General features: G+C 74.2%; 25 protein-coding genes. 15 read left to right on the top strand and 10 right to left on the bottom strand.

Features of this window, described 5'->3' with window-relative positions; genetic code table 11:
* Positions 1–107 precede the first annotated feature (107 nt).
* The 4 genes from ACL02U_RS03320 to ACL02U_RS03305 all read right to left on the bottom strand — a co-directional run bounded on the left by ACL02U_RS03320 (position 108) and on the right by ACL02U_RS03305 (position 3,151).
* On the bottom strand, positions 108–314 hold the full coding sequence (locus ACL02U_RS03320; RefSeq protein ID WP_412789067.1) for a hypothetical protein: 207 nt from the start codon (positions 312–314) through the stop codon (positions 108–110).
* A 229-nt stretch (positions 315–543) separates the two neighbouring features.
* The gene (locus ACL02U_RS03315) at positions 544–1,638 is read right to left on the bottom strand and encodes an Lrp/AsnC family transcriptional regulator (protein ID WP_412789066.1); all 1,095 of its coding nucleotides are present in this window, start codon (positions 1,636–1,638) and stop codon (positions 544–546) included.
* A gap of 260 nt (positions 1,639–1,898) precedes the next feature.
* Positions 1,899–2,822: a Gfo/Idh/MocA family protein gene (locus tag ACL02U_RS03310; RefSeq protein ID WP_412789065.1), complete on the bottom strand. Its 924-nt coding sequence runs from the start codon at positions 2,820–2,822 to the stop codon at positions 1,899–1,901.
* A 113-nt stretch (positions 2,823–2,935) separates the two neighbouring features.
* Complete coding sequence (locus ACL02U_RS03305) at positions 2,936–3,151, bottom strand: hypothetical protein (protein WP_412789064.1); 216 nt, start codon at positions 3,149–3,151, stop codon at positions 2,936–2,938.
* Positions 3,152–3,599: 448 nt separating this feature from the next.
* Between ACL02U_RS03305 and ACL02U_RS03300 the strand changes: the two genes are divergently transcribed.
* The 7 genes from ACL02U_RS03300 (at position 3,600) to ACL02U_RS03270 (ending at position 10,906) form a co-directional block, all read left to right on the top strand.
* Positions 3,600–4,841: a PucR family transcriptional regulator gene (locus tag ACL02U_RS03300; RefSeq protein ID WP_412789063.1), complete on the top strand. Its 1,242-nt coding sequence runs from the start codon at positions 3,600–3,602 to the stop codon at positions 4,839–4,841.
* Between the two features lie 158 nt (positions 4,842–4,999).
* A complete protein-coding gene (locus tag ACL02U_RS03295) occupies positions 5,000–5,782 on the top strand; it encodes an ABC transporter ATP-binding protein (RefSeq protein WP_412789062.1) in 783 nt (260 codons plus the stop codon).
* Complete coding sequence (locus tag ACL02U_RS03290) at positions 5,779–6,576, top strand: ABC transporter ATP-binding protein (protein ID WP_412789061.1); 798 nt, start codon at positions 5,779–5,781, stop codon at positions 6,574–6,576. Before ACL02U_RS03295 ends, ACL02U_RS03290 begins: the two co-directional genes overlap by 4 nt.
* Positions 6,573–7,469 (top strand): branched-chain amino acid ABC transporter permease, encoded by an 897-nt coding sequence (locus tag ACL02U_RS03285; RefSeq protein ID WP_412789060.1) that lies wholly within the window; start codon positions 6,573–6,575, stop codon positions 7,467–7,469. The genes ACL02U_RS03290 and ACL02U_RS03285 overlap by 4 nt, the downstream gene beginning before the upstream one ends.
* On the top strand, positions 7,462–8,589 hold the full coding sequence (locus ACL02U_RS03280) for a branched-chain amino acid ABC transporter permease (protein ID WP_412789059.1): 1,128 nt from the start codon (positions 7,462–7,464) through the stop codon (positions 8,587–8,589). The genes ACL02U_RS03285 and ACL02U_RS03280 overlap by 8 nt, the downstream gene beginning before the upstream one ends.
* A complete protein-coding gene (locus ACL02U_RS03275) occupies positions 8,586–9,863 on the top strand; it encodes an ABC transporter substrate-binding protein (protein WP_412789058.1) in 1,278 nt (425 codons plus the stop codon). The genes ACL02U_RS03280 and ACL02U_RS03275 overlap by 4 nt, the downstream gene beginning before the upstream one ends.
* 230 nt (positions 9,864–10,093) lie before the next feature.
* On the top strand, positions 10,094–10,906 hold the full coding sequence (locus tag ACL02U_RS03270) for an SAM-dependent methyltransferase (RefSeq protein ID WP_412789057.1): 813 nt from the start codon (positions 10,094–10,096) through the stop codon (positions 10,904–10,906).
* 91 nt (positions 10,907–10,997) lie between these two features.
* Here ACL02U_RS03270 and ACL02U_RS03265 read toward each other — a convergent pair whose 3' ends face one another.
* Positions 10,998–11,918, bottom strand: a complete 921-nt coding sequence (locus ACL02U_RS03265) for a helix-turn-helix domain-containing protein (protein WP_412789056.1) — start codon at positions 11,916–11,918, stop codon at positions 10,998–11,000.
* 116 nt (positions 11,919–12,034) lie between these two features.
* On the bottom strand, positions 12,035–12,265 hold the full coding sequence (locus ACL02U_RS03260) for a DUF397 domain-containing protein (RefSeq protein WP_412789055.1): 231 nt from the start codon (positions 12,263–12,265) through the stop codon (positions 12,035–12,037).
* A gap of 290 nt (positions 12,266–12,555) precedes the next feature.
* Here ACL02U_RS03260 and ACL02U_RS03255 point away from each other — a divergent pair, with 290 nt between their 5' ends.
* The 3 genes from ACL02U_RS03255 to ACL02U_RS03245 all read left to right on the top strand — a co-directional run bounded on the left by ACL02U_RS03255 (position 12,556) and on the right by ACL02U_RS03245 (position 14,211).
* Entirely contained in the window at positions 12,556–13,098 is a 543-nt protein-coding gene (locus tag ACL02U_RS03255) for a hypothetical protein (protein ID WP_412789054.1), read from the top strand.
* 501 nt (positions 13,099–13,599) lie between these two features.
* Complete coding sequence (locus tag ACL02U_RS03250; protein ID WP_412789053.1) at positions 13,600–13,857, top strand: DUF5133 domain-containing protein; 258 nt, start codon at positions 13,600–13,602, stop codon at positions 13,855–13,857.
* Positions 13,858–13,995: 138 nt separating this feature from the next.
* Positions 13,996–14,211: a hypothetical protein gene (locus ACL02U_RS03245; RefSeq protein WP_412789052.1), complete on the top strand. Its 216-nt coding sequence runs from the start codon at positions 13,996–13,998 to the stop codon at positions 14,209–14,211.
* Positions 14,212–14,260: 49 nt separating this feature from the next.
* Here the strand turns inward: ACL02U_RS03245 and tgmB are convergent, their stop codons facing one another.
* From tgmB to ACL02U_RS03230, 3 genes are all read right to left on the bottom strand, one after another.
* Positions 14,261–15,247 (bottom strand): ATP-grasp ribosomal peptide maturase, encoded by a 987-nt coding sequence (gene tgmB, locus ACL02U_RS03240; RefSeq protein ID WP_412789051.1) that lies wholly within the window; start codon positions 15,245–15,247, stop codon positions 14,261–14,263.
* 16 nt (positions 15,248–15,263) lie between these two features.
* On the bottom strand, positions 15,264–15,455 hold the full coding sequence (gene tgmA, locus ACL02U_RS03235) for a putative ATP-grasp-modified RiPP (RefSeq protein ID WP_412789050.1): 192 nt from the start codon (positions 15,453–15,455) through the stop codon (positions 15,264–15,266).
* 207 nt (positions 15,456–15,662) lie between these two features.
* On the bottom strand, positions 15,663–15,941 hold the full coding sequence (locus tag ACL02U_RS03230; protein WP_412789049.1) for a YkvA family protein: 279 nt from the start codon (positions 15,939–15,941) through the stop codon (positions 15,663–15,665).
* A gap of 206 nt (positions 15,942–16,147) precedes the next feature.
* Between ACL02U_RS03230 and ACL02U_RS03225 the strand changes: the two genes are divergently transcribed.
* A complete protein-coding gene (locus tag ACL02U_RS03225; RefSeq protein WP_412789048.1) occupies positions 16,148–17,428 on the top strand; it encodes a hypothetical protein in 1,281 nt (426 codons plus the stop codon).
* Positions 17,429–17,799: 371 nt separating this feature from the next.
* On the opposite strand, the gene ACL02U_RS03220 is transcribed toward ACL02U_RS03225, so the two are convergent.
* Positions 17,800–18,975 (bottom strand): hypothetical protein, encoded by a 1,176-nt coding sequence (locus tag ACL02U_RS03220; protein ID WP_412789047.1) that lies wholly within the window; start codon positions 18,973–18,975, stop codon positions 17,800–17,802.
* Positions 18,976–19,521: 546 nt separating this feature from the next.
* Between ACL02U_RS03220 and ACL02U_RS03215 the strand changes: the two genes are divergently transcribed.
* From ACL02U_RS03215 to ACL02U_RS03200, 4 genes are all read left to right on the top strand, one after another.
* A complete protein-coding gene (locus tag ACL02U_RS03215; protein WP_412789046.1) occupies positions 19,522–19,926 on the top strand; it encodes a hypothetical protein in 405 nt (134 codons plus the stop codon).
* Complete coding sequence (locus ACL02U_RS03210; RefSeq protein ID WP_412789045.1) at positions 19,923–20,699, top strand: hypothetical protein; 777 nt, start codon at positions 19,923–19,925, stop codon at positions 20,697–20,699. Before ACL02U_RS03215 ends, ACL02U_RS03210 begins: the two co-directional genes overlap by 4 nt.
* A gap of 38 nt (positions 20,700–20,737) precedes the next feature.
* On the top strand, positions 20,738–21,247 hold the full coding sequence (locus tag ACL02U_RS03205) for a roadblock/LC7 domain-containing protein (protein WP_412789044.1): 510 nt from the start codon (positions 20,738–20,740) through the stop codon (positions 21,245–21,247).
* A gap of 99 nt (positions 21,248–21,346) precedes the next feature.
* Positions 21,347–21,721, top strand: a complete 375-nt coding sequence (locus ACL02U_RS03200; RefSeq protein ID WP_412789043.1) for a hypothetical protein — start codon at positions 21,347–21,349, stop codon at positions 21,719–21,721.
* Positions 21,722–21,860 lie beyond the last annotated feature (139 nt).

Below are 21,860 nucleotides of genomic sequence, written 5' to 3'. Positions count from 1 at the left end.
CGGAGCGGACGGGTCGACCCCGACGGATCCGGATGGGCCGTGACGGACCCGGACGGACCTTGACGGAGCTTGATCGGTCCGACCGGCCGCGCCCGCACCGCCGACACTCAGGGCAGCAGCTTGTCCATGGCGGCCGAACCCTCCTGCGCCAGCTTCTGCCGCGCCCACTCGAGGTTGCGGGGGTTGATGTCCCGCCCGGCGGCCAGCACCAGGTCCTCCGGCGAGACGTCGGTGCCGGTTCGGGTGTGCAGGAGTCGGTCCGGGGTGGCGCGGTCCTGGGACGCCTGGGACGCGTCCGGCTGTGAGGTAGACATGATGTGGGTGCTCCTCCGGTCCGGATGGGTGCGGACCCGGTGGTGTCATCGGGTCCACTAACACCATTCACCGCCCGGGCCCGGCGTGCATCCGGAGGGGGCGGCGCCGCCCCTGCGGCGGCGGCCGTCCCGGGCCCCGGGACGGCGTCCCCGCCGCCTCCGCGCGGCGCCGGGCGCGCAGGGGCGGCCCGCCTCGTCCCGGCCGCCGTACCGGTGCGCCGTCCGCCCGTCAGCCCGGCGGATGCCGCTCGGGCAGCCGCCCGAGCAGTGCGGCCTCCGCCGCGGCGACCGCCGACTGGTCCCAGCGCCCCAACGGCACCGAGCCCAGCCGCCGCCCCGTCGGATCGAGCAGGTGCCCGGCCAGTTTCACCGGCCACAGGGTCACGGCGCGATCGGCCACCCTCAGCTCCGGTACGGACGCCACCAGCCGGGACTCGAAGGCGTGGATGTCGTCGATCGACCGCAGCCAGGCCGCGAGGAGCAGGTTGTGGGGGCCGGACAGGGAGGCGCACAGCCGGATCTCCCGCATCCCCGACACGTGCGCGGTGATCCGGGCCGTCTCGCCGGGCGGTGCCGCGCACCACAGGCTCACGCTGACCGGCCAGCCGGACAGGCTGCGCGCCACCTCGCACCGGAACACCAGTGCTCCGGAGTCCTCGAGTCTGCGCAGCCGGCGTCGGACCGTGGTGGGGCTGAGCCCGGTGCGCCGGGCGAGATCGGCCACGCTCTGCCGTACGTCCTCGGCCAGCACCTGCACCAGTTCCTGGTCGTCCCGGCGCACCGCCGAGCGGCCCGGTTCGGTCCGGCCCGCCACCCGCACCGGGCCGCCCCGGCCGCCGCCGGACAGGCGGTCCAGCCGCCACCGGCTGCCCTCGGTGTGCAGCGCGGTGGCGATCTGCGTGCGGCTGGCCGCGACACCGGGCAGCGTGCCGACGCGCATCCCGGTGTACCGGGCCAGCTCCGCCAGGCTGCCGAAGGCGCACGTCAGCACCAGGTTACGACCACCGGTGACATGCTCCACGGTGAACACGTGCGGATCCCCGGCGAGTTCGGCGGCCACTTCGTACAGGCGGCCCGGCGCGCAGTCGACCTCGACGAAGGCGACGATCAGCGGCACGCCCTCCAGCCCCGTGGGGTAGCAGCTGAACCAGGCGTTCCCGGCCTCCGACAGCCGGGCCCAGCGGCGCGCGGCCGTCGACGGGTCCACTCCGAGCGCTGCCCCCACCTCCCGCCAGTCGGCGCGGGGGCTGCCCTGCAGCACCGTCACGAGGCGGAGGTCCAGTTCGTCCAGAGCGGCGCTCTCCGGCAGGGAGTCGAGGAACATCGGCGGGTCCAGGCGTGACGGGTGGGAACTGTGTGCGGACCGCACGATACCGGCCGCGATCCGGGTCGGCGGGGCCGCCGCCGGTCCCGCCGGGGCACCCGTCGCCGGTCTCCGGGGCCGCCCCGAGGAGGGCGCGCACGCGGCGGTGAGGCTGCGGTGCGCGGTCCGCGCTCAGAGCGGAGCACGGACCGGTGCGGTGTCTCCCGGCCTGCGGGCCCCGGGATCGGCGGCCGGTCCGCGCGGGGCGGCACGCCGGCCCGTCAGCGGGTACCTCCGCCGGCCCGGCCGTGTTCGGGGCGGTGCGGTGCGCGGTCCGCGAGTTCCTGCGCCGCCGAGAGCAGTTCGGTGACCCTGAGGCCGAACGCGGCGTCGCACGGATGGGGCCGGCCCCCGCGGGCGGCGGCGCGCAGGTCGTCCGCGGCACGTGCGAAGGCGGGCAGCGGGCCGTCGGCGCTCTCCGGCATGCAGGTCACCCCGGATGTGCCGCGCAGTTCGACGGCGGTGCCGGCCGCTTCCGGAGGGGCGGTCAGGCTCACCGTCAGGGCGCTCGACGCCCCGCCTTCGTGCTCGACCACCACATGCGCGGTGCCGTCGGGCCCGACGGTCGCCGCGGCCACCCGCCGCGCCTCGCCCAGCACCGGCAGCAGCACGGACAGCGCGTGCGGCCCGACGTCCCACAGGGCGCCCTTCTCCCGCCGCCAGGGGGAGTCGGCGAACGGGCTGGGAGAGGTGAACACCGCGCCCAGCCACTGCGCGCGTGCGGTGAACCAACCGCCCCGGCCTGCCTGTGCGGTGATCCAGTCGGCGGGCCCGGGCTGGAAGCGGGTGGTGAAGAAGACCACCGAGGCGACCTCGGACTCCCGCACCGCCTCGGCCACGTCCCGCGCCTGTGCCACGGTCGTGGCCACGGGCTTGTCCAGCAGCAGATGGCAGCCCGCGCGGGCCGCCCGCACCGCCAGCGGGGCCTGCACGTCCGGTGGCAGTGCGACGGCGACCGCGTCCACGTCGGCGAGCAGTGCGTCCACGTCGTCGTAGGCCCGGCAGCCGAACCGGTCGGCCACCTCCTTCGCCGCTTCCGCACGGCGGCCCCAGACCCCGGTGAACGCGAACGCCTCGTGGGCGCTGAGCGCGGGGGCGTGCACCATCCGCGCCCACGGTCCGGTGCCGAGCAGCCCGATGCGCATGCCGCCGCCTCTCCACGGAGCCGATCAGGGTCAGCGCAGAGAATTCCACACCGCGCGCCCCGCGCGTACCCCTGCCCCGGTGCGGTGGAGTGCCGCCGGTGCGCCGGCGGCGGTCAGGCGGCGGGACGTTCGCCGGCGTCCTCGTCGGAGGCGGGCCGGGGCTCCTCCGCGGCGTCGTGCTGGCGCCACCGGCCGCCCGGCACCAGACGCAGGTGCCGCGCCCGCCGTCGCTTCACCGAGGAGGCGCTCAGGAACTGGTCCTCCAGCCGGTCCATGAGCAGGAGAAGTAGGGACATCAACGGCAGCAGCAAAGTGGCGACCCAGACCACGGCACTCTCCCTCGGCCAGGCAATAGGGATCGGGTGCCACCGAAACGCGCGTTGATGCGTTCGGTTGAGGTGAAGAATTGATAACGTTTCGCAGTGTTCTGTGGCTGAAAGGTTCAACAGTCCGATAATGCCGCTTTGCTCCGGGGGTGGGTGTCCCTCCGTACGCCGTCCGCCTCGCGTCCCGAGGCCGCGACCCGCGGCGACGCCCCGGGGCGACCGGCGGCGGAGCGTCCGTCGGCGCCGATCGGCCCGTCATTCCGGGGAAGTCGGTGCGTGTGCTCGGGTGAGCGGGAAAAGTCCGGTGCACGACTCTAGGGACCGACCGGACGGTATGTCATTCTTCGGGGGCAGAACGAGTCATGCGGCGGCCGGCCTTGCGCGCCACCGGCCGGGCACCCGTGCCGCCGCGAGCACACCGCCGGGAAGCCGACCCTGGGGGAGATCCGCGATGCGCCCAGCCCTGAGACCACGAACCGTGCTCCACACCGCGCCCGCCCCGCGGCCGCGCGCCGCCCGCGGCCGCACCCTCATCGACGCCGATGCCCTGCGCGTCCTGCACCGCGCCGCCCGCGCTCTGCTGGACGACCTGCCCGGGCTCACCGACCGGCTGCTCGCCGCGCTGCGGGAACAGGAACCCGCCTACGGAGCCGCCCTGGACGGCGACCCCGCCGAGACCTGGCAGGAAGTGCACCGCTCCCTGAGGCACAGCGTCACCTCGCTGCTCGACCCCCGCGGCGCCCGGGACGCGGCCCGCAGCTGCTCGTGGCGGATCGGCGCCACACGCGCCGAGCAGGGCCTGCCGCTCGACGCGCTCCTGCACGCCTTCCGCCTCGGCGGCTCCCTGGTCTGGCAGGACCTCGTCGACGAGACCTCCCGCACCGCGCCCGAGGACGTACGGCTGCTGGTGCACGTGGCATCCGACGTGTGGCACTTCGTCGACGAGCACTGCACCCTCGTCGCGGACGCCTACCGGGAGACCGAGCGCCGCCTGTCCTGGCGGCGCGAGAACCGGGTGCGACTGCTGGCCGCCGCCCTGCTCGACGGCACCAGCCGCATCGCCGACCTCCCCGAGACGGCGAAGGCCCTCGCACTGCCCGAGCACGGCCGCTACGCCGTCGTCGCCGCCACCGGCGCGGCCGGCCCCGCCGCGATCCGGTTCGCCCCCGGCACCCGAGTGCACCGGCACACCGGCGCGGACACGGACCACGCCATCGTCCTGCTCGCCGACGGCGCCCAGGCACCCGAACCCGAAACCGCCGATCCGGGCGCCCGGATCGGCGTCGGCAGCGTCGTCGACGGCCTCAGCGCCGTCGGGGACGCCCGGAGGACGGCCGACACCGCCCTCAGCCTGTGCCCCGAGGCCGGGGGCACGGTCCGGCTCGCCGACCACCTGCCCGAAGCGCTCGTCGTGTCCTGCCCCGACCTCGGCGCAGCCCTGGCCGACCGCCTCCTCGGCCCGCTCGCCCACCTGGACGCCTGCGACGCCGAGGTGCTCCTCGACACCCTGGCCACCTGGCTCGCCTGCGACGGCTCGGCCCAGCGGGCCGCCCGCAGGCTGTACTGCCACCGCAACACCGTCCTCAACCGGCTGCGCCGGTACGAGCAGCTCACCGGCCGCTCCCTCACCCGCCCCGCCGACCTGGTCGAGGTCGGCCTGGCCCTGGCCGCCCGCCGCCTGCTGCCCCGCTGACCACCGCCCCTGGGCACCCGCACAAGCAGTCCGCGCCCAGGTTGGGAAAGCGCAGCGATCCCGCACCGGGACCTGTCCCGGCCGGCGCCGCGCGTGCTGTCGTGAGCTCCCCTTACCCCGAAGCCCGCGCCGCCCCGGCGCGGGCACCAGGAGCCGCGATGCCCGAAGCACCACCGGACGAGCGCCCCACCCTGCACGTCGAGCAACTCGGCGTGACCTACGGCCGGGCCCTGTCCGCACTCCGCTCCGTGTCCCTGACCGTGCCGCACGGCGCCGTCGTGGCCCTGCTCGGCGCCAACGGCGCCGGAAAGACCACCCTGCTGCGCGCGGTCTCGGGCACGCTGCGCCTGCACCGCGGCGCGATCACGGCCGGGACCGTCCGCTACGGCGGCACCGACCTCGACGGACGGGACCCGGTCGCGGCGGTCCGCGCCGGGGTCGTCCAGGTACCGGAAGGCAGGAAGGTGTTCGCCGGCCTCACCGTCGACGAGAACCTGCGAGCCGGCCGACTGGGTCTCGGCCGCGGCGCCCCCACCCCGGCCGGAGAAGCACGCGACCGCGTCTTCACGCTCTTCCCCCGCCTCGCCGAACGCACCCGCCAGGCAGCCGGACTGCTCTCCGGCGGCGAACAGCAGATGCTCGCCATCGGCCGCGCGCTCATGGCGGCCCCGCGCCTGCTGCTGCTCGACGAGCCCTCCCTCGGCCTCGCGCCGCGGATGGTGGACCGGATCGCCGAGGTGATCCGGGAGATCAACGCCCAGGGCACCGCCGTCCTCCTGGTCGAGCAGAACGCCGGAATGGCGCTCTCCCTCGCCGACCAGGCCCACGTGCTGGAGGTCGGCGAGCTGCGCCTCTCCGGCCCGGCCGGCGAACTGGCCCGCACCGACGCCGTACGCCGCCTCTACCTGGGCGAGACCTCCGACAGCCGGGGGGCCGCGTGAACACCACCCCGCCCCCCGAGCTGGCGGTCCGGGACGTCACCGTCCGCTTCGCCGGCCTCACCGCGCTCGACGGGGTCTCCCTCACCGTCGCGCCCGGCTCGGTGCACGCGCTCATCGGCCCCAACGGCGCCGGCAAGTCCACCTGCTTCAACGTCCTGTCCGGCCTGTACCGCCCGGCCGCCGGCAGCGTCCGGCTCGGCGAGCGGGACCTGACCCGGCTCGCCCCGCACCGCATCGCCGCCCTCGGCGTCGCCCGCACCTTCCAGAACATCCTCACCACCGAGGGCACCGTCGCCGACAACCTCATGCTCGGTCGCCACGCCCTGACCAGGGCCGGCTTCGCCGCAAGCGCCCTGCGCCTGCCGCACGCGGTGCGCGAACAGCGCACCCACCGCGCCCGCGCCCGCGAGATCGCCGAGCTCACCGGCCTCGCCGCGCACTTCGACAGCCCGGTGTCCCTGCTGTCGTACGGCGACCGCAAACGCGTCGAACTCGCCCGCGCGCTCTGCCTGGAACCGCGCGTCCTGCTCCTCGACGAGCCCGTCGCCGGGATGAACGGCGCCGAACGCGCCCGAACCGTCGAGGTGATCCAGGACGTACGCACCGAACTCGGCCTGTCCACCCTGCTCGTCGAACACGACATGGGTCTGGTCATGCGTCTGGCCGACGAGGTCACCGTGCTCGACTTCGGCCGCCGCATCGCCCACGGCAGCCCCGACGACGTCCGCCGCGACCCCGAGGTGCTGCGCGCCTATCTCGGTACCGGCGGCCCGGGAGAGGAGGACGCGGCATGACGGCCTTCGCGGACGACCTCCTCGGCGGACTCGCCCTCGGCGCGGTGTACGCGCTGGTCGCGCTCGGCTTCGTGGTCATCTTCAAAGCCTCCGGCGTCCTCAACTTCGCCCACGGCTCCCTCCTGCTGCTCGGCGGCTACCTCACCGCCGTCCTCCACGACGCCCTCGGCTTCGCCGGGGCGCTCGCGCTGGCCGTGCTGGTGACCGCAGTCACGGCGGGCGCCCTGGACCGGCTGCTGCTGCAGCACGGCGATCCCGACCCGAGAGCCGCGCACGTGCAGACCATCGTCACCATCGGCGTCGACATCGTCCTGCTCACCGAACTGTCCCGGCGGATCGGCGGCGATCTGCTCTCGCTGGGCGACCCCTGGGGCGACGCGGTCAGCCGCATCGGCCCGGTGACCGTCGCCGACAGCCGACTCGCCGCGATCGCGGTCTCCGCCGTCGCCATCGGCGCCGTCTTCGCGCTCTTCCGCTTCACCTCCTGGGGCCTGTCCCTGCGCGCCGCGGCCGAGGACACCGAGGCCGCCGCGCTGATGGGTGTCCGGCTGACCCGCGTCCGCACCCTCGCCTGGTGCCTGGCAGGCGCACTCGCCGCCCTGGCCGCGGTGTTCCTCGCGGCCTTCCCGGCCCCGGGGCTGGAACGCACCACCGGCCAGATCGCCCTGAAGGCGTTCCCGGCCGCCATCCTCGGCGGCATGACCTCCCCAACCGGGGCGCTCGCCGGAAGCCTCCTGATCGGACTGACCGAGGCGTTCGTCGCCGGACACCAGTCCGACCTCCACGTCCTCGGCGACGGCTTCGGCGACGTGGCCCCCTACGCCGTGATGCTCCTGGTCCTGCTGGTGCGGCCCACCGGGCTGTTCGGCGCGAAAGGAGCGACCCGTGTCTGACCTGCGCGTCCCCCGCCGGGTGGGGACCGTCCTGCTCGCCCTCGCACTGTGCGTGCCGCCGTTCTACCTGGACGCCTTCTGGCTGCGCATCGGCCTGTTCTCGCTGGCCGCCGCCATCGGCGCGGTGGGCCTCGCCCTGCTCGCCGGCACCGCGGGTCAGCTCTCCCTCGGCCACGCCTTCTTCCTCGCCGTCGGCGCCTACGGCTACTGCTGGCTGGCGGGCGACCCGGGACCGTCACTGCCTCCGGTACTCGCCGCCGCCGGCGCCGTCCTGCTCGCCGGGGCGGCGGGCGGGCTGTTCAGCCCCGTCGCCGGCCGGGTCCGCGGCATCTACCTGGGTGTGGCGACCCTGGCACTGGTCTTCCTGGGCCACCACCTGCTGCTCACCGCGGACTCCGTCACCGGCGGTTTCAACGGCCGCTCCGTGCCCCCGCTGACCGTGGGCGGCTTCGCCTTCACCGAGACGGACCCCGAACTCACCGTCCTGGGCATCCCGTTCGGTGCGGAGGAACGGCTGTGGTACCTCGGGCTGGCCCTGTTCGCCCTCACCTGGTTCACCGCCCGCGGCCTGCTGAACTCACGCCCCGGGCGCGCGCTCGCCGCACTGCGCGACAGCGAGACCGCGGCCGCGGTGATGGGTGTCGACGTGCCCCGCTACCGGGCGGCCGCCTTCGTCGTGTCCTCGATGTACGCGGGGCTGGCGGGAGTGCTGCTGGCCCTCTCCTTCCGCCGTGTCGTCCCGGACTACTTCTCCCTCACCCTGTCCGTCGACTACCTCGCCATGATCGTCATCGGCGGCCTCGGGTCGGTGGCCGGCGCCTCCGTCGGCGCCGTCTTCGTCACCGCGCTGCCCCTGCTCATGACCCGCTACGCCGACCAGTTGCCGCTGGTCGCGGCGCCCGGCTCCGGCGAAGGCGCGGTCGGCCCCACCGAGGCGGCCCGCTACCTCTACGGCGCCGCCATCGTCGTCATCCTCCTCTACGCACCCGACGGACTGCACGGCCTCACCGGCAGGACCCGGGCCCGCCTGCGCCGGTACCGCCCGCGCCGGCCGGGTTCCACCCCGTCCACGTCCCCGTCACCCGCCCCAGCCGCACGACCCAAGGAGCACACCCAGTGAACACCACGCCCCTCAGGCACCGCACCGCCTGGCCCGTCCTCGCCGGGGCCCTGGCCCTCCTGCTCGCGGCCACCGGATGCAGCTCCAAGGCAGACGGCAAGGGCACCACGCAAGGGGCCGACGGCGTGCGCACCGGCCCCGGAGTCGGTGCGACGACACTCAGACTCGGCGCGCTGACCGACCTGACCGGCCCCTACGCCACGCTCGGCAAGAGCATCGTGCAGGCCCAGCAGATGTGGGCCGACGAGACCAACGCGCAGGGCGGCATCTGCGGCCGCAACATCGAGATCGTCGTCAAGGACCACGGCTACGACGTCCAGAAGGCGGTCACCGCCTACGCCGACATCGCCCCGGACGTCGTGGCACTGCCGCAGGTCATCGGGTCCCCGATGGTCGCCGCGCTGCTCGACGACATCGAGCGCGACCACATGCTGACCTTCCCCCAGGCATGGTCGGCCTCGCTGCTCGGCAAGGACTCCGTGCAGGTGCTCGGCACCACCTACGACCTCGACATGATCGCCGCGGTCGACTACCTCACCCGCACCAAGGGCCTGAAGAAGGGGGACCGCATCGGGCACGTGTACTTCGAGGGCGAGTACGGCGCCAACGCCCTCGAGGGGTCCACCTGGGCCGCCGGGAAGGCCGGGCTGACGGTCGTCCCGCAGAAGATCAAGGCCACCGACACCGATCTGTCCGCCCAGGTCTCCGCGCTGCAGAAGGCCGGTGTGAAGGCCGTCCTGATCAGCGCGGGGCCCGCCCAGACGGCCTCCCTGGCCGGCGTCGCCGCCTCCCGCGGCCTGCGCGTCCCCGTGGTCAGCAGCGCCCCGGGCTTCGCGCCCCAGCTGATGAAGACCCCCGCGGCACCCGCGCTGGCAGCCCTGCTGCACGTGGTCAGCGCCGCTCCCGCGGTCAGTTCGGACCTGCCCGGCATCCGGCGCATGGTGGCCGCCTACCAGAAGAAGTACCCCGGCTCCTCGGTCGACTCCGGGGTGCTGTCCGGCTACAACGCCGCCGAGCTGATGGGAATCGATCTGAAGGCCGCGTGCGACGCCGGCAGCCTGGCCCGCGAGGACGTCGTGAAGGCGCACCGCGCGCAGAAGAACGCCGACACCGGGCTCGGTACCCCACTGGACTTCTCCGACGTCTCCCGCCCGGCCGGCATGCGGACCTACGTCCTGCGTCCCGACGCGAAGGCGACCGGCGGCCTGGTGAACGAGGAGGACGCACACCCCGTGCCCGGGGCGGAGGAGTACCTGAGTTCGCGCACCTCGTGAGGCGGCGGACGGGACACGCTGACCGCTGAACGGCGCCCTGCGGTCAGGGCGCCCGGGGACGCGACGGCGTCCCCGGGCGCCCGCCCGGCCCCGGGGCCCGGCGTCCCGGCCGGAGCCGGTCGCGGAGATGCCGCGGAACGGGCCGGCCACGGTTGCCGACGATGTACTCTCTGTCATGCCAGGCGAGTTGGCGCGGTACAGAGCTGTACGGAGCTGGGGGAGCGGGGCCCATGGAGAATCAGCTGTCCACGAAGATCGACGCCAACGTGCCGACGGCAGCACGCATGTACGACCACTATCTCGGCGGCAAGGACAACTACGCGGCCGACCGGGCGGCGTGCGAGGAACTCGACAAGGTGGTCCCCAGCACCCGTCGCCTGGCGGTCAACAACCGCCGCTTCCTACAGCGGGTGGTGAAGACCCTCGTCGAGGACTACGGCGTCCGCCAGTTCCTCGACCACGGCTCCGGCCTGCCCACCCAGGACAACGTCCACCAGGTCGCCCAGCGCATCGACCCCACCACCCACGTCGTCTACGTCGACAACGACCCGATGGTCCTGGTCCACGGGCGGGCACTGCTCGAACAGGACGAGCGCACCACCGTCATCCACGCGGACCTGCGGGAGACGGACACCATCTTCGACCATCCCGAGACCAAGCGGCTGATCGACTTCTCGCAGCCGGTCGCCGTCCTGTTCAACTCGGTCTTCCACTGCATCCCGGACGACGTGGACCACGGCCCGTCCGCCGTCGTCCGCCGGGTGACCGAGCGGCTCGCCCCCGGCAGTTACCTGCTGATGTGCCAGTTGGTCAGTGAGGATCCGGAGGTGCGCGCGTTCGTCACCGGCTTCATGGACCAGGCCACCCAGGGGCACTGGGGGCGGGTGCGCGAGCAGAAGGACGTCGCAGAGTGGTTCACGGGCACGGAGATCCTCGAACCGGGACTGGTGGAGGTGTCCACCTGGCGGCCCGACAACGAGGTGGCGCCCCGTCAGCTCACGCAGGAGTGGATCGAGTTCGGCGGCGTGGCACGGCTGCCCTGAACCGGCCCGGGCCGCGCCCCGCCGCCCGGGGCCGGTGGGCGGCGGCACCGCGCCCGGAGCGCGAGCACCGCTCACGCGCCGGGGGCACCGTTCACGCGCCGGGGTAGCGCTCTTCCATCGTCCTGCGCAGCAGGGCGAGTGACTCGCGGGGCTGGAGCGCCTCGTCCGCCAACCGGTCCAGCGCGAGCCGGTACTCCTCCGTCTCGTCGCGGTCCTCGAGGAAGTTGGCGCTGCGGATGTGCTCCAGATACACCACGTCGGGCAGGTCCAGGCCGCCGAACCGCAGGTAGGTGATCGGCACGTTCGGCGCCGAGGCGTTGCTCACGTCGAGCGGCACGACCTGCACCGTCACATGGGGGCGCTGCGCCATCTCGACGAGATGCGCCACCTGCTCCCGCATGGTCCCGCGGCTGCCCAGGACCCGCAGCAGCACCGACTCGTCGAGCACCGCCCACAGTCTGGGGGCGTCCGCACGGTGCAGCAGCTGCGCCCGGCGCATGCGCAACTCCACCCGTCGCCGCACCTCCGTGGCGGGCGCGTTCGGCAGGCCGCGGCGCACGACCGCCTCGGTGTAGTCCGGGGTCTGCAAAAGGCCCGGCACGTACTGGATCTCGAAGGTGCGGATGGTGGCGGCCGCCTCCTGCAGACCGACCAGCCGTTCGAACCACTCCGGCATCAGGCGCTTGTCGTACCGCTGCCACCAGCCCGGTTCGCCGGCCCTGCCCAGCAGCCGCAGCAGCACCGAGGCCTCGTACTCCTCGGTGCCGTACAACGCCAGCAGGGCGCGCACGTCCTTCTCCGTGGGAGGCCGACGGCCCTTCCCGGACTCGATGCGGGAGAGCTTCGCCCCGCTGAAGCCGAGTGCGCGTGCGGCCTGGTCCTGCGCCAGGCCCGCGTCCTCCCGGAAGCCTGCCAACTGGACTCCCACCAGCATCTTCAGCAGAGTCGGCGCGGGCTCGGGACGGTCCAGATACGATTCGAGCCGGGAGATGCGTGGCGATTCCGCGGACATGCTGGACTCCCCTCCGGACCGGCGGACGTGCTCGCCAGACTACCGCGCCGTGCCGGGCGGCGCGCATCCTCCCGTCCGCACAACGGAGTTGGGGGACTCCGACGGAGTCGGGACGCTCAGATCAGGTGGTCGAACTCGCCGTCCTTCGCCCCGGCCAGGAACGCCGCGACCTCGGCCGGAGTGTAGACGAGTGCGGGGCCGTCCGGATCGCGGGAGTTGCGCAGCGCGACACCGCCCTCGGCGAGCGCGGCCACCTCCACGCAGTTCCCCTCGGCGTTGCTGTACCGGCTCTTGACCCAGCGGGCGTCCAACGTGCTCGCCCGCACTCCGTTCCGTACCTGTCGCACCGCAGTCTCCTTGCTGTTCGTGCTCACCGCCGGGCTCCGGGGTCCGCCGGTCGTGGGGGTCGGCCAACCGCCGGGGCTGACCGCGCAGCGACCGCTTTTCGCGCAATTTCTCGTGCAATTGCACGCGAGCGCCGTCTGCGTGGATAATAGCCGTGGCGTCAACCCCACTACGGACGCGCGGATCTGAACTCCACTCAGCACAAACGTTGCAGGGGAGCGCGGTTCGACCGGTCCGGGACGCCGCAGTCCCACACATCCGACACCGACTGCCGTGGAAAGGCCCCCACGCCATGCGCACCGCTCCGACAGAGCAGCCGAGCAATCAGCGCACCGACCGCGGCGCGCCCGCCTCCGCCGCGGGCCACCCGCCCCTCGCCACTCTCGACCGCGTACCGTGGTCGCAGTTCAGGGACTCCACCGGCTCCGCCGCGGCCATCCCCCACCTGCTGCGCAGCGTCGCCCGCGGTGACGCGCCCACCGCCCGGGCGGCCCTCTGCGAACTGCGCACCCGGGTCTGCCAGTACGGCTTCGTCGTCGAGCAGGCCACCGCCGCGACGGTGCCGTTCCTGTGGGAACTCGCCCAGCTCCCGCACGTCGCCTGCCGTGCGCAGATCATCAAGCTGCTCGGGGACATCGCCGACGCGCGGCAGTGGGAGACCACCGCCGCCGCCTATCCCAAACTGCTCAAGCACCGGGACAACCACGTGACCTGGGAGCGCGCTGCCCGGCAGGCCGTCAGGGAACGGCGCGGCGCCCTGCGTCTGCTGCTGGCCGAGGGCGACAGCGACGTCACGCACGCCACCACCCGACTGGCCCGCTCCCTGGGCGCGTAGCCGCGTAGCCCTGCACGGGCCGGGGCGCGTCACCGGCGGCGACGTCCTCCTCGAACGAGCCTCCGGCGCATGCGAGTCGACCGCTCGTCATCGGCGTCATCCGGATGGATGACGAGGCGGGGAGGGCGGGCCGACGCGGACCGGATCCTCTTCATGGGGGAGGGACGTGTCCCGGAGACGGGACGCACCGGAGCGTGCCGCTCCGCGGCGGTGCCTTCACGGCCCTGCACGCGGGGCGGGCCGCCTGACACATCCCCGGGGCGCCGCCACGGGACCTCGGTGCCGCGGCCCCGTCCGGCCGGGGGAGGGGGAGGCGGTCGCGGGCAACCCGCCCGCGCTCCGCCTCGGTCGTGTCGGTCCGGGCGACGGCCGTACGGCTCCGCGGGCGCGGAACGCACCCCGACCGACGCGACGGGAAATCCTGCGGATATGGCCGGAAAGCGTGCATGATGCTGTCGGGGGCGGGCATACGGAGCAAAAAATCAAGAGAGGGGAGCCTCCGTGCTCGTTCCGGACCGCAAGACCGTCAGGATCCTGCTGACGCGGTACGCCACCCTGAGGATCGCCCAGGCGGAGCGGGAGAACCCGGTGGCCGCCAGGGAACTGCAGGACGTCAGCTACACCCTGTGCGTTCTGATGGGTACCACCGGTGTGCGCGAAGCGATCGCCAAGGCGGACGTCCTGCTGCTCGGTGCGGAGCCGCCGGCGGCCGACACGGTCCGCGCGGACGGGGAAGGCGGTCTGCCGCTGGCGGTGTGACCACGCCGCGGGGCGGAGCACAGGTCCCACTGGTGGCGCAAGCACTTGGGGGAATGAACACCCCGGTGAGCCCGGACGCATAGACTCGGCTGCCGTGCCGAGACGCATGGATGTATGAGATGAAAGGCGCGTTGCCGGGTGTTCCAGGATTCCCCCATCTACGACCGAATGATCGCGGAGTGCGGCGATGTGCCCGCCGAGGTACGCCGGGAGGCTGAGCGCGTCAACAGGGAGCTCGAGTTCGTCCTGCGCCCCCTGAGGTCGCCGGGCCCGTCCGACGCGTCCGCCCGTCCCGCCCAGCCCGGTGCCGGATGGCAGCGCACGGCGCTGCTGCCCGGCCCGCGGCCGCAGTGAGCGGCGCGACCGCGGTCGGAACGGGCCCGCGGGGCGGGCCGGTGAGGCCTCAGGGCAGCGGGGTGCCGGTTTCGGCGCCCCGCTCCGGCCGTTCGTCCGGAGCGGGGCTCCCCAGCCAGCGGGCGATGCTGCGGGCGATCGGCTGACCCGTCTCCACCTCCACGAAACCGAACTGGCCGGACTGGTTGCACTCCAGGAACCACCAAGTCCCGTCGGAGTCCTCGGCGAAGTCGAACGCCCCGTATGCCAGTTCGGCCTCCCGGAGGTAGGTGTGCACGGCTTCCGCCACCCGCGGGGGCACCTGCACCGGCTGCCACGGTGCGTCCGAGGGGGCGAAGCGGACGTCCACCGACTCGGGGCCGGCGTCGGGGTCTGCTGCCTTGCGGGCGGCCAGCAGGCACTCCCCGACTGCCGTCAGCCGCACGTCCGCCTGCTTGGCGATCCTGCGCTGCAGCAGCGTCGGACCGTACGCCACGGCCGCGAAGTCGGTGCCGGGCGCGACACGGCTGGTCGGCACCGCCCGCGGAGGGTCCTGCGGGTGCGCGCCCGAGACCGGTTTCACCACCAGATCCGGGTAGCGCTCCGCGAACTCCCGCGCGGCCTGCGGGAACGTCGTGATCAGCGTGGCCGGTACGGGCAGTCCGCTGTACTGGGCGTGTCTCAGTTGCCATGGCTTGTGCCGGGCGCGGCGGGCCGCGTCCGGGTGGTTCATCCAGCGCGCGGGCGTGCCGCGGAGCATTCCGTACAGGGCTTGTGCCGACTCCTCGGTCAGCCAGGCCGAGGGTGCGGCCGCCCGCGCGGCCGCGGAACCGGGCCTGCGGACCCACACGGACCGCAGGCCGTCGAGGCTCACCAGGCGTCCCGCGGCGGACAGATGTCCGCTGAAGGCGCCGTGGACGTATTCGCCGGAGAGGGCGACGCCGCTCGTCAGGTCGGCGGGATCGAGCCGGACCACCGGGACGCCGGCGGTGTTGAGGTGGACCACCACCATGTCCGCCGTGACATCGTCTTCAGAGGTCAGGATCAATACGGTCATCGTCGGGGGCTCGTGTTCAGTCGTCGAAGTGGGTTTTCGAACCCGCGGTCGACGTGGTGGTTCCCAGTTCTCTCAGCAACGCATGGTCACGAGCTGCTATCCGGCCGTCAGCAAGCACGTTCAACTGCAGCCCGGAGTCATAGGTGTAGGGCGCAGCGAACTCCAACTCCGCTGCTGTGCGTGCGTAGTTGAGTGCGAACGGTTGCATCGTCTCTCCCTAGTCGGTACTGCCTCGAACAAGTGCTGCCGTTGCGGGGCACCACTTGGACCAGCGCATTCCAGCGACCTCCAGTCACTTATACGAATCGAACGGGTGATTGGTTTCCTTACTCTGCGTGATCAGCGCGGAGTCGGACATCGTCGTTCGTCGCGTGCAGCGTGCCGAGCGGTGCGGAACAGGGGAGCAACAGGCCGGTCAGCGCAGGCTTTCGGGCGGCTCGGGGTACCGGTGCAGGGTGCGCAGCGCGAGCAGCAGTACCCCGATGTCGTCCAGGTAGACCGGGTCGGGCAGCAGGTCGGTCGGCAGGACGAAGTACAGCACCGCACCCCAGAAGACCCAGCGCGGACCCGTGGGGAGTCCGGCTCTCCTGAGATCCCGTCGCGCGCGGACCAGCCGCACGAGCACGGCGACGGCCACGGCGAACACCGCCGCCACGACCGAGGCGACGGCGACGAGCGTGGTGGTCGAATCCACGGGCCCTCCCTTGCGCGGTGTGCCGCGCCGTGTCCGCTGTTCCCCCGCTTCCGAGGGTCGGATTCCCGTTTGGGACGCGGTCCTCACACGTGTGCCACGGCCAAGTGGCGATCACGGACGGAGCAGCCCCGTAATGGGCAGGGTCAAGCCGCGTGTCGCTGTCGGGGGCCCCAGCCGCGTCACGCACCCTTCAGAGAGAGCCAAGCATGATCACCCGCTCTTCCACCCCCGGACCGGCCCGGCCCGCCACGGCCGTCCCCGATCCCGCCGGCGCCTCGGCGCAAGCCGGCGCCGGAGCACCGCCGCCCCCCTCGGCGGCCGCTGCCGACCCCGGCTCGCCGGACGACGCCGAGCCTGCCGCTTCCGCCCCGTCACAAGCAGCCGCCGACACGCTCCACAGCGCCCCCGCGCCCTCCCCGGCGCCCGCCGCAGCCGGTCGGCCGTACCCGGACGGGCCTGCCGCCGCGCCGCCCGGCACCCGGGTGCCGGTCGGTCCCGCACCCGGCGGGCCGCCCCGGAACGGCTCCGACTACGCCGACCCCGTCGACGGGCTGCTGCACGCCGCAGCGGCGCAGCGGCCGCTCGAGGACGTCGCGCGGCTGATCGCCCTGCTGGCGGAGTCCGGCGACGGCATCGGCCCGGTCGCGGAGATGCTGTGCGCGGTCGGGACGGACCGGCCGGTGGAGGACGTCGCCCGACTGGCCGCGGTCCTGTCGCGGCCACCGCACTCCGAGGAGGACGCCGTGCGCATGATCCGCGCCGCGGCCGAACAGCGCCCCGTCGACGAGGTCACCCGCCTGATGGCGCTGCTGCACCGGGCACCGCGGGAGCAGTCCCGCGGCGCCCAGGCGGTCCAGGCCGCCGCGACCGGCAGGCCCGTGGAGGAACTGGCGGACCTCATAGGCCGCCTGTCCAGGGAACGCGGGACCGCAGGCGCCCCGCCCGCCACCCCGGCGCCGCCCCCGCATCGCTCGCAGGCCCCCCGCACGACAGCGGACGCGGCCGCCGGGTCCGCGGCCCGCACGGCCGGCCCCGCCCCCTGGACGGGACGGCTCACCGTCGTGGTGCTCGCCCTGTGCGGAGCGTCGTACTTCCCGCTGCACCGCGACGGAGCACCACCGAGCGTCTACGGGCTGGCCCTGGGGCTGTCCGGAGCCTGCCTGGTACTGGCCCTGCTGCTGACCCTGCACACCGCGCGCGCACTGCTGTACACGGCCGTCGCGGTCCCCGCTGCCCTCGTGGCGGCCCAGCTCCTCGTGGGTCCGGTACACGCGACCGCCCTGGCACGGTCGTTGGACATCACCGCCGCGCCGACCTGGCTCGCGGGCCCGGTGGCCGCGACGGCCGCGCTGGCCGCGCTGACCGCGCTGCTCGTCCCCGGAGAGGAGCGGGCACCCACCCCCGGGGCCGCCGACGCGGCGCACACCCGGACCGACCCGGTCGTGCTCGGCGCCCGTCCGGCGCCCCGCACGCCCGGCCCGGAGTAGGGAGCGGTCGGGGTCGGTCCCGGTGGGTCGGACCCCGGACGCGGGGCGCGGCACGCCCTTCCGCGGCGCTGCCGCCGGCTGCCGGCGCCCCGCGTCGAGACCTCCTCCGGTCAGCCCGGCGTGCACCGGCGGGCGCCCGCGCCGGCCGCTGCCCGCCTCGCGGCCGGACGCACCGGGCCGCACCCACCCGTCCTGATCCGCGGGACACGGCCCAAGCCCCGGCGCCCCCCGCGAACCGGCGGGGCCGGACGCGGCACGGGGCGTCCTCCCGCACCGGGCGCACGCCGGGAAGCCGGGGCGGACCCGGCGGGGCCGCCGTCCCGTCCGCCGTCGTCGCAGGCCGCACCGACCGCGGTGCGCGGTGCCCCCGTTCACCCCTCGCCGGCGCCGGTGTCCTCGTCCGTGACGTCGCCGGAGGCCGGAGTGCCGGCCGCGTCGCCGGAGCCCTTCGGCAGTGCCGGGGGGCGCAGTGCCCGGACGGTTCCCCTGAGCCGCTCCAGGGTGCGGGTCAGATGCGGGGCCGGTGGCCCGGCCGGGGGGTGGGAGTCGGCCGGCTGCGGCTCCCCGGCAGCCTCCCGGTAGGCCGCCAGCGCCTCGTGGGCCCGCTCGGCGGCCTCCCGGTACAGGTCGCGGGAACGCGTCATCGCCTCCAGCGCCTCGGCGTACATCGCCACGAGCCCCCGCTCCCGTACCAGTTGCTCCTCCACGGTCAGCAGGTGCCACTGGCCGCGCAGCGCCTCCAGCGCATCCTCCGCACCTTCCGGCAGGCGCCTCGGCAGCGCGGCGAACCGCAGCACCGTGCCGATCAGTTCGGTGGGTTCACCGCCGTCCAGGAACACGCTGCGCACGGAGAGGTCCACCGGATCGCAACCGGGCGGAGCGGGGACGCCCGGCAGTACCACGGCACCGCCGCGCGGCACCTCCACCGCGAACTCGCGCAGCGCCCAGTTGACCGAACGCAGTTGGTGCGGCGCGGCACGGTGCTCCACCACCCGGTGGCGCAACCCGGGCGGCAGGAACCGGGTGAGCGGTGCGCGGCCGCGTTCGTCGGGTGTCATGGCCTCGTGGACCACGACATGGATCGCCCAGCTGTCGCGCCCGGCCGCCCGCAGTGCGCGGCGCAGCTCCCTCTCGTCCTCCGGAAGGGTGTTGGCGACCAGGAACCGCGACCCGGCCGTGGAGGCGTGCGGACCGCCGCCGTCCGGCTCCGGGGGCCAGAACATCTCGAGAGGCGAGGGCCACTCGTCGTCCCAGGAGCGCTCCGCCTCCGCGACCAGCAGCCAGTCCGCCTGTCCGTCCGCCCGGTCCGCGACCTCGGTACGGGATCGTACGGTCACCCCGTCCGCCACCGCCCAGCGCGCCTCGAAGGCCGTCCGCCCGGGCGTCGTCTCGTCTCCGGGCAGTTCCAGGTAGTCGTGGACGGCCCCGCGGTCCTTGAGCCGGCGCAGGTGCCGGCGGACGGTACCGGCCGGGTGGGGACCGGCCGCGCGGCCGCGGGCCGGCCACACCGTGGCGGGGGTCGGGGGACGGTCGGAAGAGGTCGGCATGGGTCCGTTCGGGATACGGCGGAATGTGTACGCCCGCCAGTATCGTCGCCCTGAGCCCGACCTGGTCGGGCGGGGGCCCGACGGTCGCGGGCACGGGGTCGCGGGCACGGGGTCGCGGCCGTGCGGCGGAGCCCCGAACGGCGACGGCCCGTGCCCGCATCCCCGGTCGGGGACCGGGCGCCCGGCGGGTCACCGGGGGGATCCGGCCGAGGCCACCTGCGGACCGCACACGGGACACGCGCCGCCTCGCCCGGGTGCGCGCCACGCACCGGGGCCCACCGCGCGCACCCCGTGTCGCCGCACGCTGCCGGCACGCCACAATCGGCCGGGCGGACAGGGCCCGCCCACCATCCGCAACGGGGCGGGTCCTGCCCGTTCGGCCCCCGCCCGCCGCCGGCCCCCGTTCGAGTGCCCTATACCAAAAGGTGACGCGCTCACGGGCATGTTCCAGCGGAAAATTCCAAAGATCCCGTCGGCCGTCGCCACGTTCCGTAGTGTCAGGGTCACACATCCGTGGAGCAGCCGTGCGAGGTGAGGGGGTTCGGCGTGCCCGGAATCGACGAGAGCCTGCTGCACGCCATGCGCATACCCGGTGCGCGGGGTGCGTCGGTGGTGGACTGGATCAGCGGACTCGCCCTGGGCACGATCGGTGACCCGCCGGGCGGTGACCACGAGGCGGCCGCCGCGGAGGCGGCCGAGCTGGCCCGCTCGGCCCTGGAGAGCCGGGCCTTCACCCCGGTCACCGGGAGCGGGACGGCGCCGCCGCAGGACGAGCGGCCCGTCGAGGACCTGGTCGTCACGACCCAGGATGCCTACCACGTGCTGAGGTTCGTGGACACGCCCTTCGACAGCAGCGTGTTCCTCCACCTGTGGGTGGACCGCATCGACGGAAACCTGGCCCTGGCCCGCATCCGACTCGCCGAGACGGCGCACGGGCTGGTGCTGGGATGACGACCACCTCAACCGCGGCGCCCCTGCTCCGCTCCCTGTGCGAGCTGTCGGCCCAGGCCGCGACCGGCGCCCTCTCCAACGACCGCGGCACGCTCTACCTGGTGGCCGGCCGGATCGGGCACGCGGAGTCCCCGCTCGCCCCGGGGCTGAAGGCGCTGCTCACCGGCAGCGGCGCAGTCGACCCGGTCGGCTGGCAGGAGGCGGTCGAGGAGAGCGGCGTGCAGCGGCGGGTGGGACGGCGCCTCGTCGACAGCGGACGCCTCAGCGCGGGCGCGCTGGAGCTGTGCCACCTGGGAGTGCTCTTCGACGCGGCCTACTTCGCCCTCAGCAGCGACAGCCGGCCGCCGCGGTTCCGGCCGGGAGCCGCGCACTGGCTCGGTGCGGTGCGCCCGGTCGCCGTCGACCTGGTGATACGCGAGTCGCGGCGCCGCCACGACCGCCTCCAGTGCATCTGGCCCGAACCGGACATCGACCGCGTCCCCCTCACCCGGGTTCCGGACGCGCCCTGCGTGACCCTGCCGGCCCGGCGCAGCCGAGCCCTGGCCGAGGTGGACGGCGTGCGTACGGCCGCCCAGATCGCGGCCGCCCTGGCCTGGCGTACCTACCCCACCCTCGTCGAGTTGCGGCGGCTGGCCGCCGCCGGGCTCGTCACCACGGCGCCGCCACCCGCGCGGCGGCCCGGCGCACACGTCTCCGGACCCGCGGTCGCCGCCTGCGACGAACCCGACATCGCCCTGCTGCTACGGCTCCGAGACGCCCTGGAGGCCCTGTGATCCGCACACGCCGACAGCGTGGCGAAAGGAGACTGGTCATGGCCCTCGAGGCCGACGTCCTGAAGGAACTGCGTCGACTGCGCACCCGTGTGCCGCTGCTCACGGGTGCGCTGGCGGCCAGTGCCGACGGCCTCGTACTCGCCCGGGACGTACAGAGTGTCGAGGCCGAGGGGCTCTCCGCACTCACCGCGGCGGCCCTGGGCGTCGCCCACCGCATGACCGACATCGCCGGCCGGGGGCACTTCCGCGAACTGCTGGTGCGGGGATCCGAAGGCTACGTCGCCACCTACGCCGCCGGCCCCTCCGCCGTGCTGACCCTGATCGCCGACGAGCATGCCAACGTCGGCCGCCTGCACCTGGAGGGCCGCCGCAGCGGTGCGCGGATCGCCGAGCTGGTGGCCGCCGGCCTCGACAACGGGGACGCCCGGGCGGCTGCCTCCACCGGCGGTCCGGGAGCCTCCGCGCCGCCGGGCCGCAGCCTCGGCACGCTCCCCGTCCGGATGCCCGGGGAGCCCCGGCGGCCGCTGCAACCCGGCGCCGGCAACTGACCCACATGCCTGCATGACGCACCGATACCGCCGGCCGGCCCGCGCCCACACGCACGGTCCGGAACCCGGCACACCCACCCACCCGAAAGGACACCACCCATGGCCAATCTCGAGACCGCGCTCAAGGAATGCCTCAGCAGCATCGACGGAGCGAGCGCTGCCGCACTCGTCGACTACACCAGCGGCATGGCACTCGGCACGGTCGGCGGCAGCAAGGACTTCAACCTGGAAGTCGCCGCGGCCGGCAACACCGACGTGGTCCGGGCCAAGCTGCGCACCATGGAACACCTCGGCCTGCAGGAGGAGATCGAGGACATCCTGATCACCCTCAACACCCAGTACCACATGATCCGGCTGATGAAGGGCCGCAGCGGCCAGGGGCTCTTCCTCTACCTCGTCCTCGACTCCTCGCGGTCCAACCTGGCGATGGCCCGGCACCAACTGCGCAAGATCGAGTCCGAACTGGAGGTCTGAGCAGGCTGCGCGTGCGGGCGGGCGCCGCCCCCGGCCGAACGCCGGGGAGCCCGCCCCACGCGCAGCCGCCGGCACCGCGGGCGGCGGAGACGACTCCTCCGTCCTTCCGGTGCCCGCACGCACGCGTCCACGCACGCGG

This window comes from Streptomyces sp. MS06, assembly GCF_047200655.1.
Lineage (GTDB): Bacteria > Actinomycetota > Actinomycetes > Streptomycetales > Streptomycetaceae > Streptomyces.
Note: the sequence above shows the minus strand (reverse complement) of the source record. Positions and strands in the feature narration are given on the sequence as shown.

What these genes read in the sequence shown, in the direction of transcription:
- ACL02U_RS03315 (WP_412789066.1), bottom strand. Translation starts at nt 1,638, where the DNA reads ATGTTCCTCGACTCCCTGCCGGAGAGCGCCGCTCTGGACGAACTGGAC.
- ACL02U_RS03225 (WP_412789048.1), top strand. Translation starts at nt 16,148, where the DNA reads ATGATCACCCGCTCTTCCACCCCCGGACCGGCCCGGCCCGCCACGGCC.
- ACL02U_RS03320 (WP_412789067.1), bottom strand. Translation starts at nt 314, where the DNA reads ATGTCTACCTCACAGCCGGACGCGTCCCAGGCGTCCCAGGACCGCGCC.
- ACL02U_RS03285 (WP_412789060.1), top strand. Translation starts at nt 6,573, where the DNA reads ATGACGGCCTTCGCGGACGACCTCCTCGGCGGACTCGCCCTCGGCGCG.
- ACL02U_RS03265 (WP_412789056.1), bottom strand. Translation starts at nt 11,918, where the DNA reads ATGTCCGCGGAATCGCCACGCATCTCCCGGCTCGAATCGTATCTGGAC.
- ACL02U_RS03205 (WP_412789044.1), top strand. Translation starts at nt 20,738, where the DNA reads ATGGCCCTCGAGGCCGACGTCCTGAAGGAACTGCGTCGACTGCGCACC.
- ACL02U_RS03200 (WP_412789043.1), top strand. Translation starts at nt 21,347, where the DNA reads ATGGCCAATCTCGAGACCGCGCTCAAGGAATGCCTCAGCAGCATCGAC.
- ACL02U_RS03300 (WP_412789063.1), top strand. Translation starts at nt 3,600, where the DNA reads ATGCGCCCAGCCCTGAGACCACGAACCGTGCTCCACACCGCGCCCGCC.
- ACL02U_RS03270 (WP_412789057.1), top strand. Translation starts at nt 10,094, where the DNA reads ATGGAGAATCAGCTGTCCACGAAGATCGACGCCAACGTGCCGACGGCA.
- ACL02U_RS03255 (WP_412789054.1), top strand. Translation starts at nt 12,556, where the DNA reads ATGCGCACCGCTCCGACAGAGCAGCCGAGCAATCAGCGCACCGACCGC.
- ACL02U_RS03220 (WP_412789047.1), bottom strand. Translation starts at nt 18,975, where the DNA reads ATGCCGACCTCTTCCGACCGTCCCCCGACCCCCGCCACGGTGTGGCCG.
- tgmB (WP_412789051.1), bottom strand. Translation starts at nt 15,247, where the DNA reads ATGACCGTATTGATCCTGACCTCTGAAGACGATGTCACGGCGGACATG.
- ACL02U_RS03295 (WP_412789062.1), top strand. Translation starts at nt 5,000, where the DNA reads ATGCCCGAAGCACCACCGGACGAGCGCCCCACCCTGCACGTCGAGCAA.
- ACL02U_RS03210 (WP_412789045.1), top strand. Translation starts at nt 19,923, where the DNA reads ATGACGACCACCTCAACCGCGGCGCCCCTGCTCCGCTCCCTGTGCGAG.
- ACL02U_RS03310 (WP_412789065.1), bottom strand. Translation starts at nt 2,822, where the DNA reads ATGCGCATCGGGCTGCTCGGCACCGGACCGTGGGCGCGGATGGTGCAC.
- tgmA (WP_412789050.1), bottom strand. Translation starts at nt 15,455, where the DNA reads ATGCAACCGTTCGCACTCAACTACGCACGCACAGCAGCGGAGTTGGAG.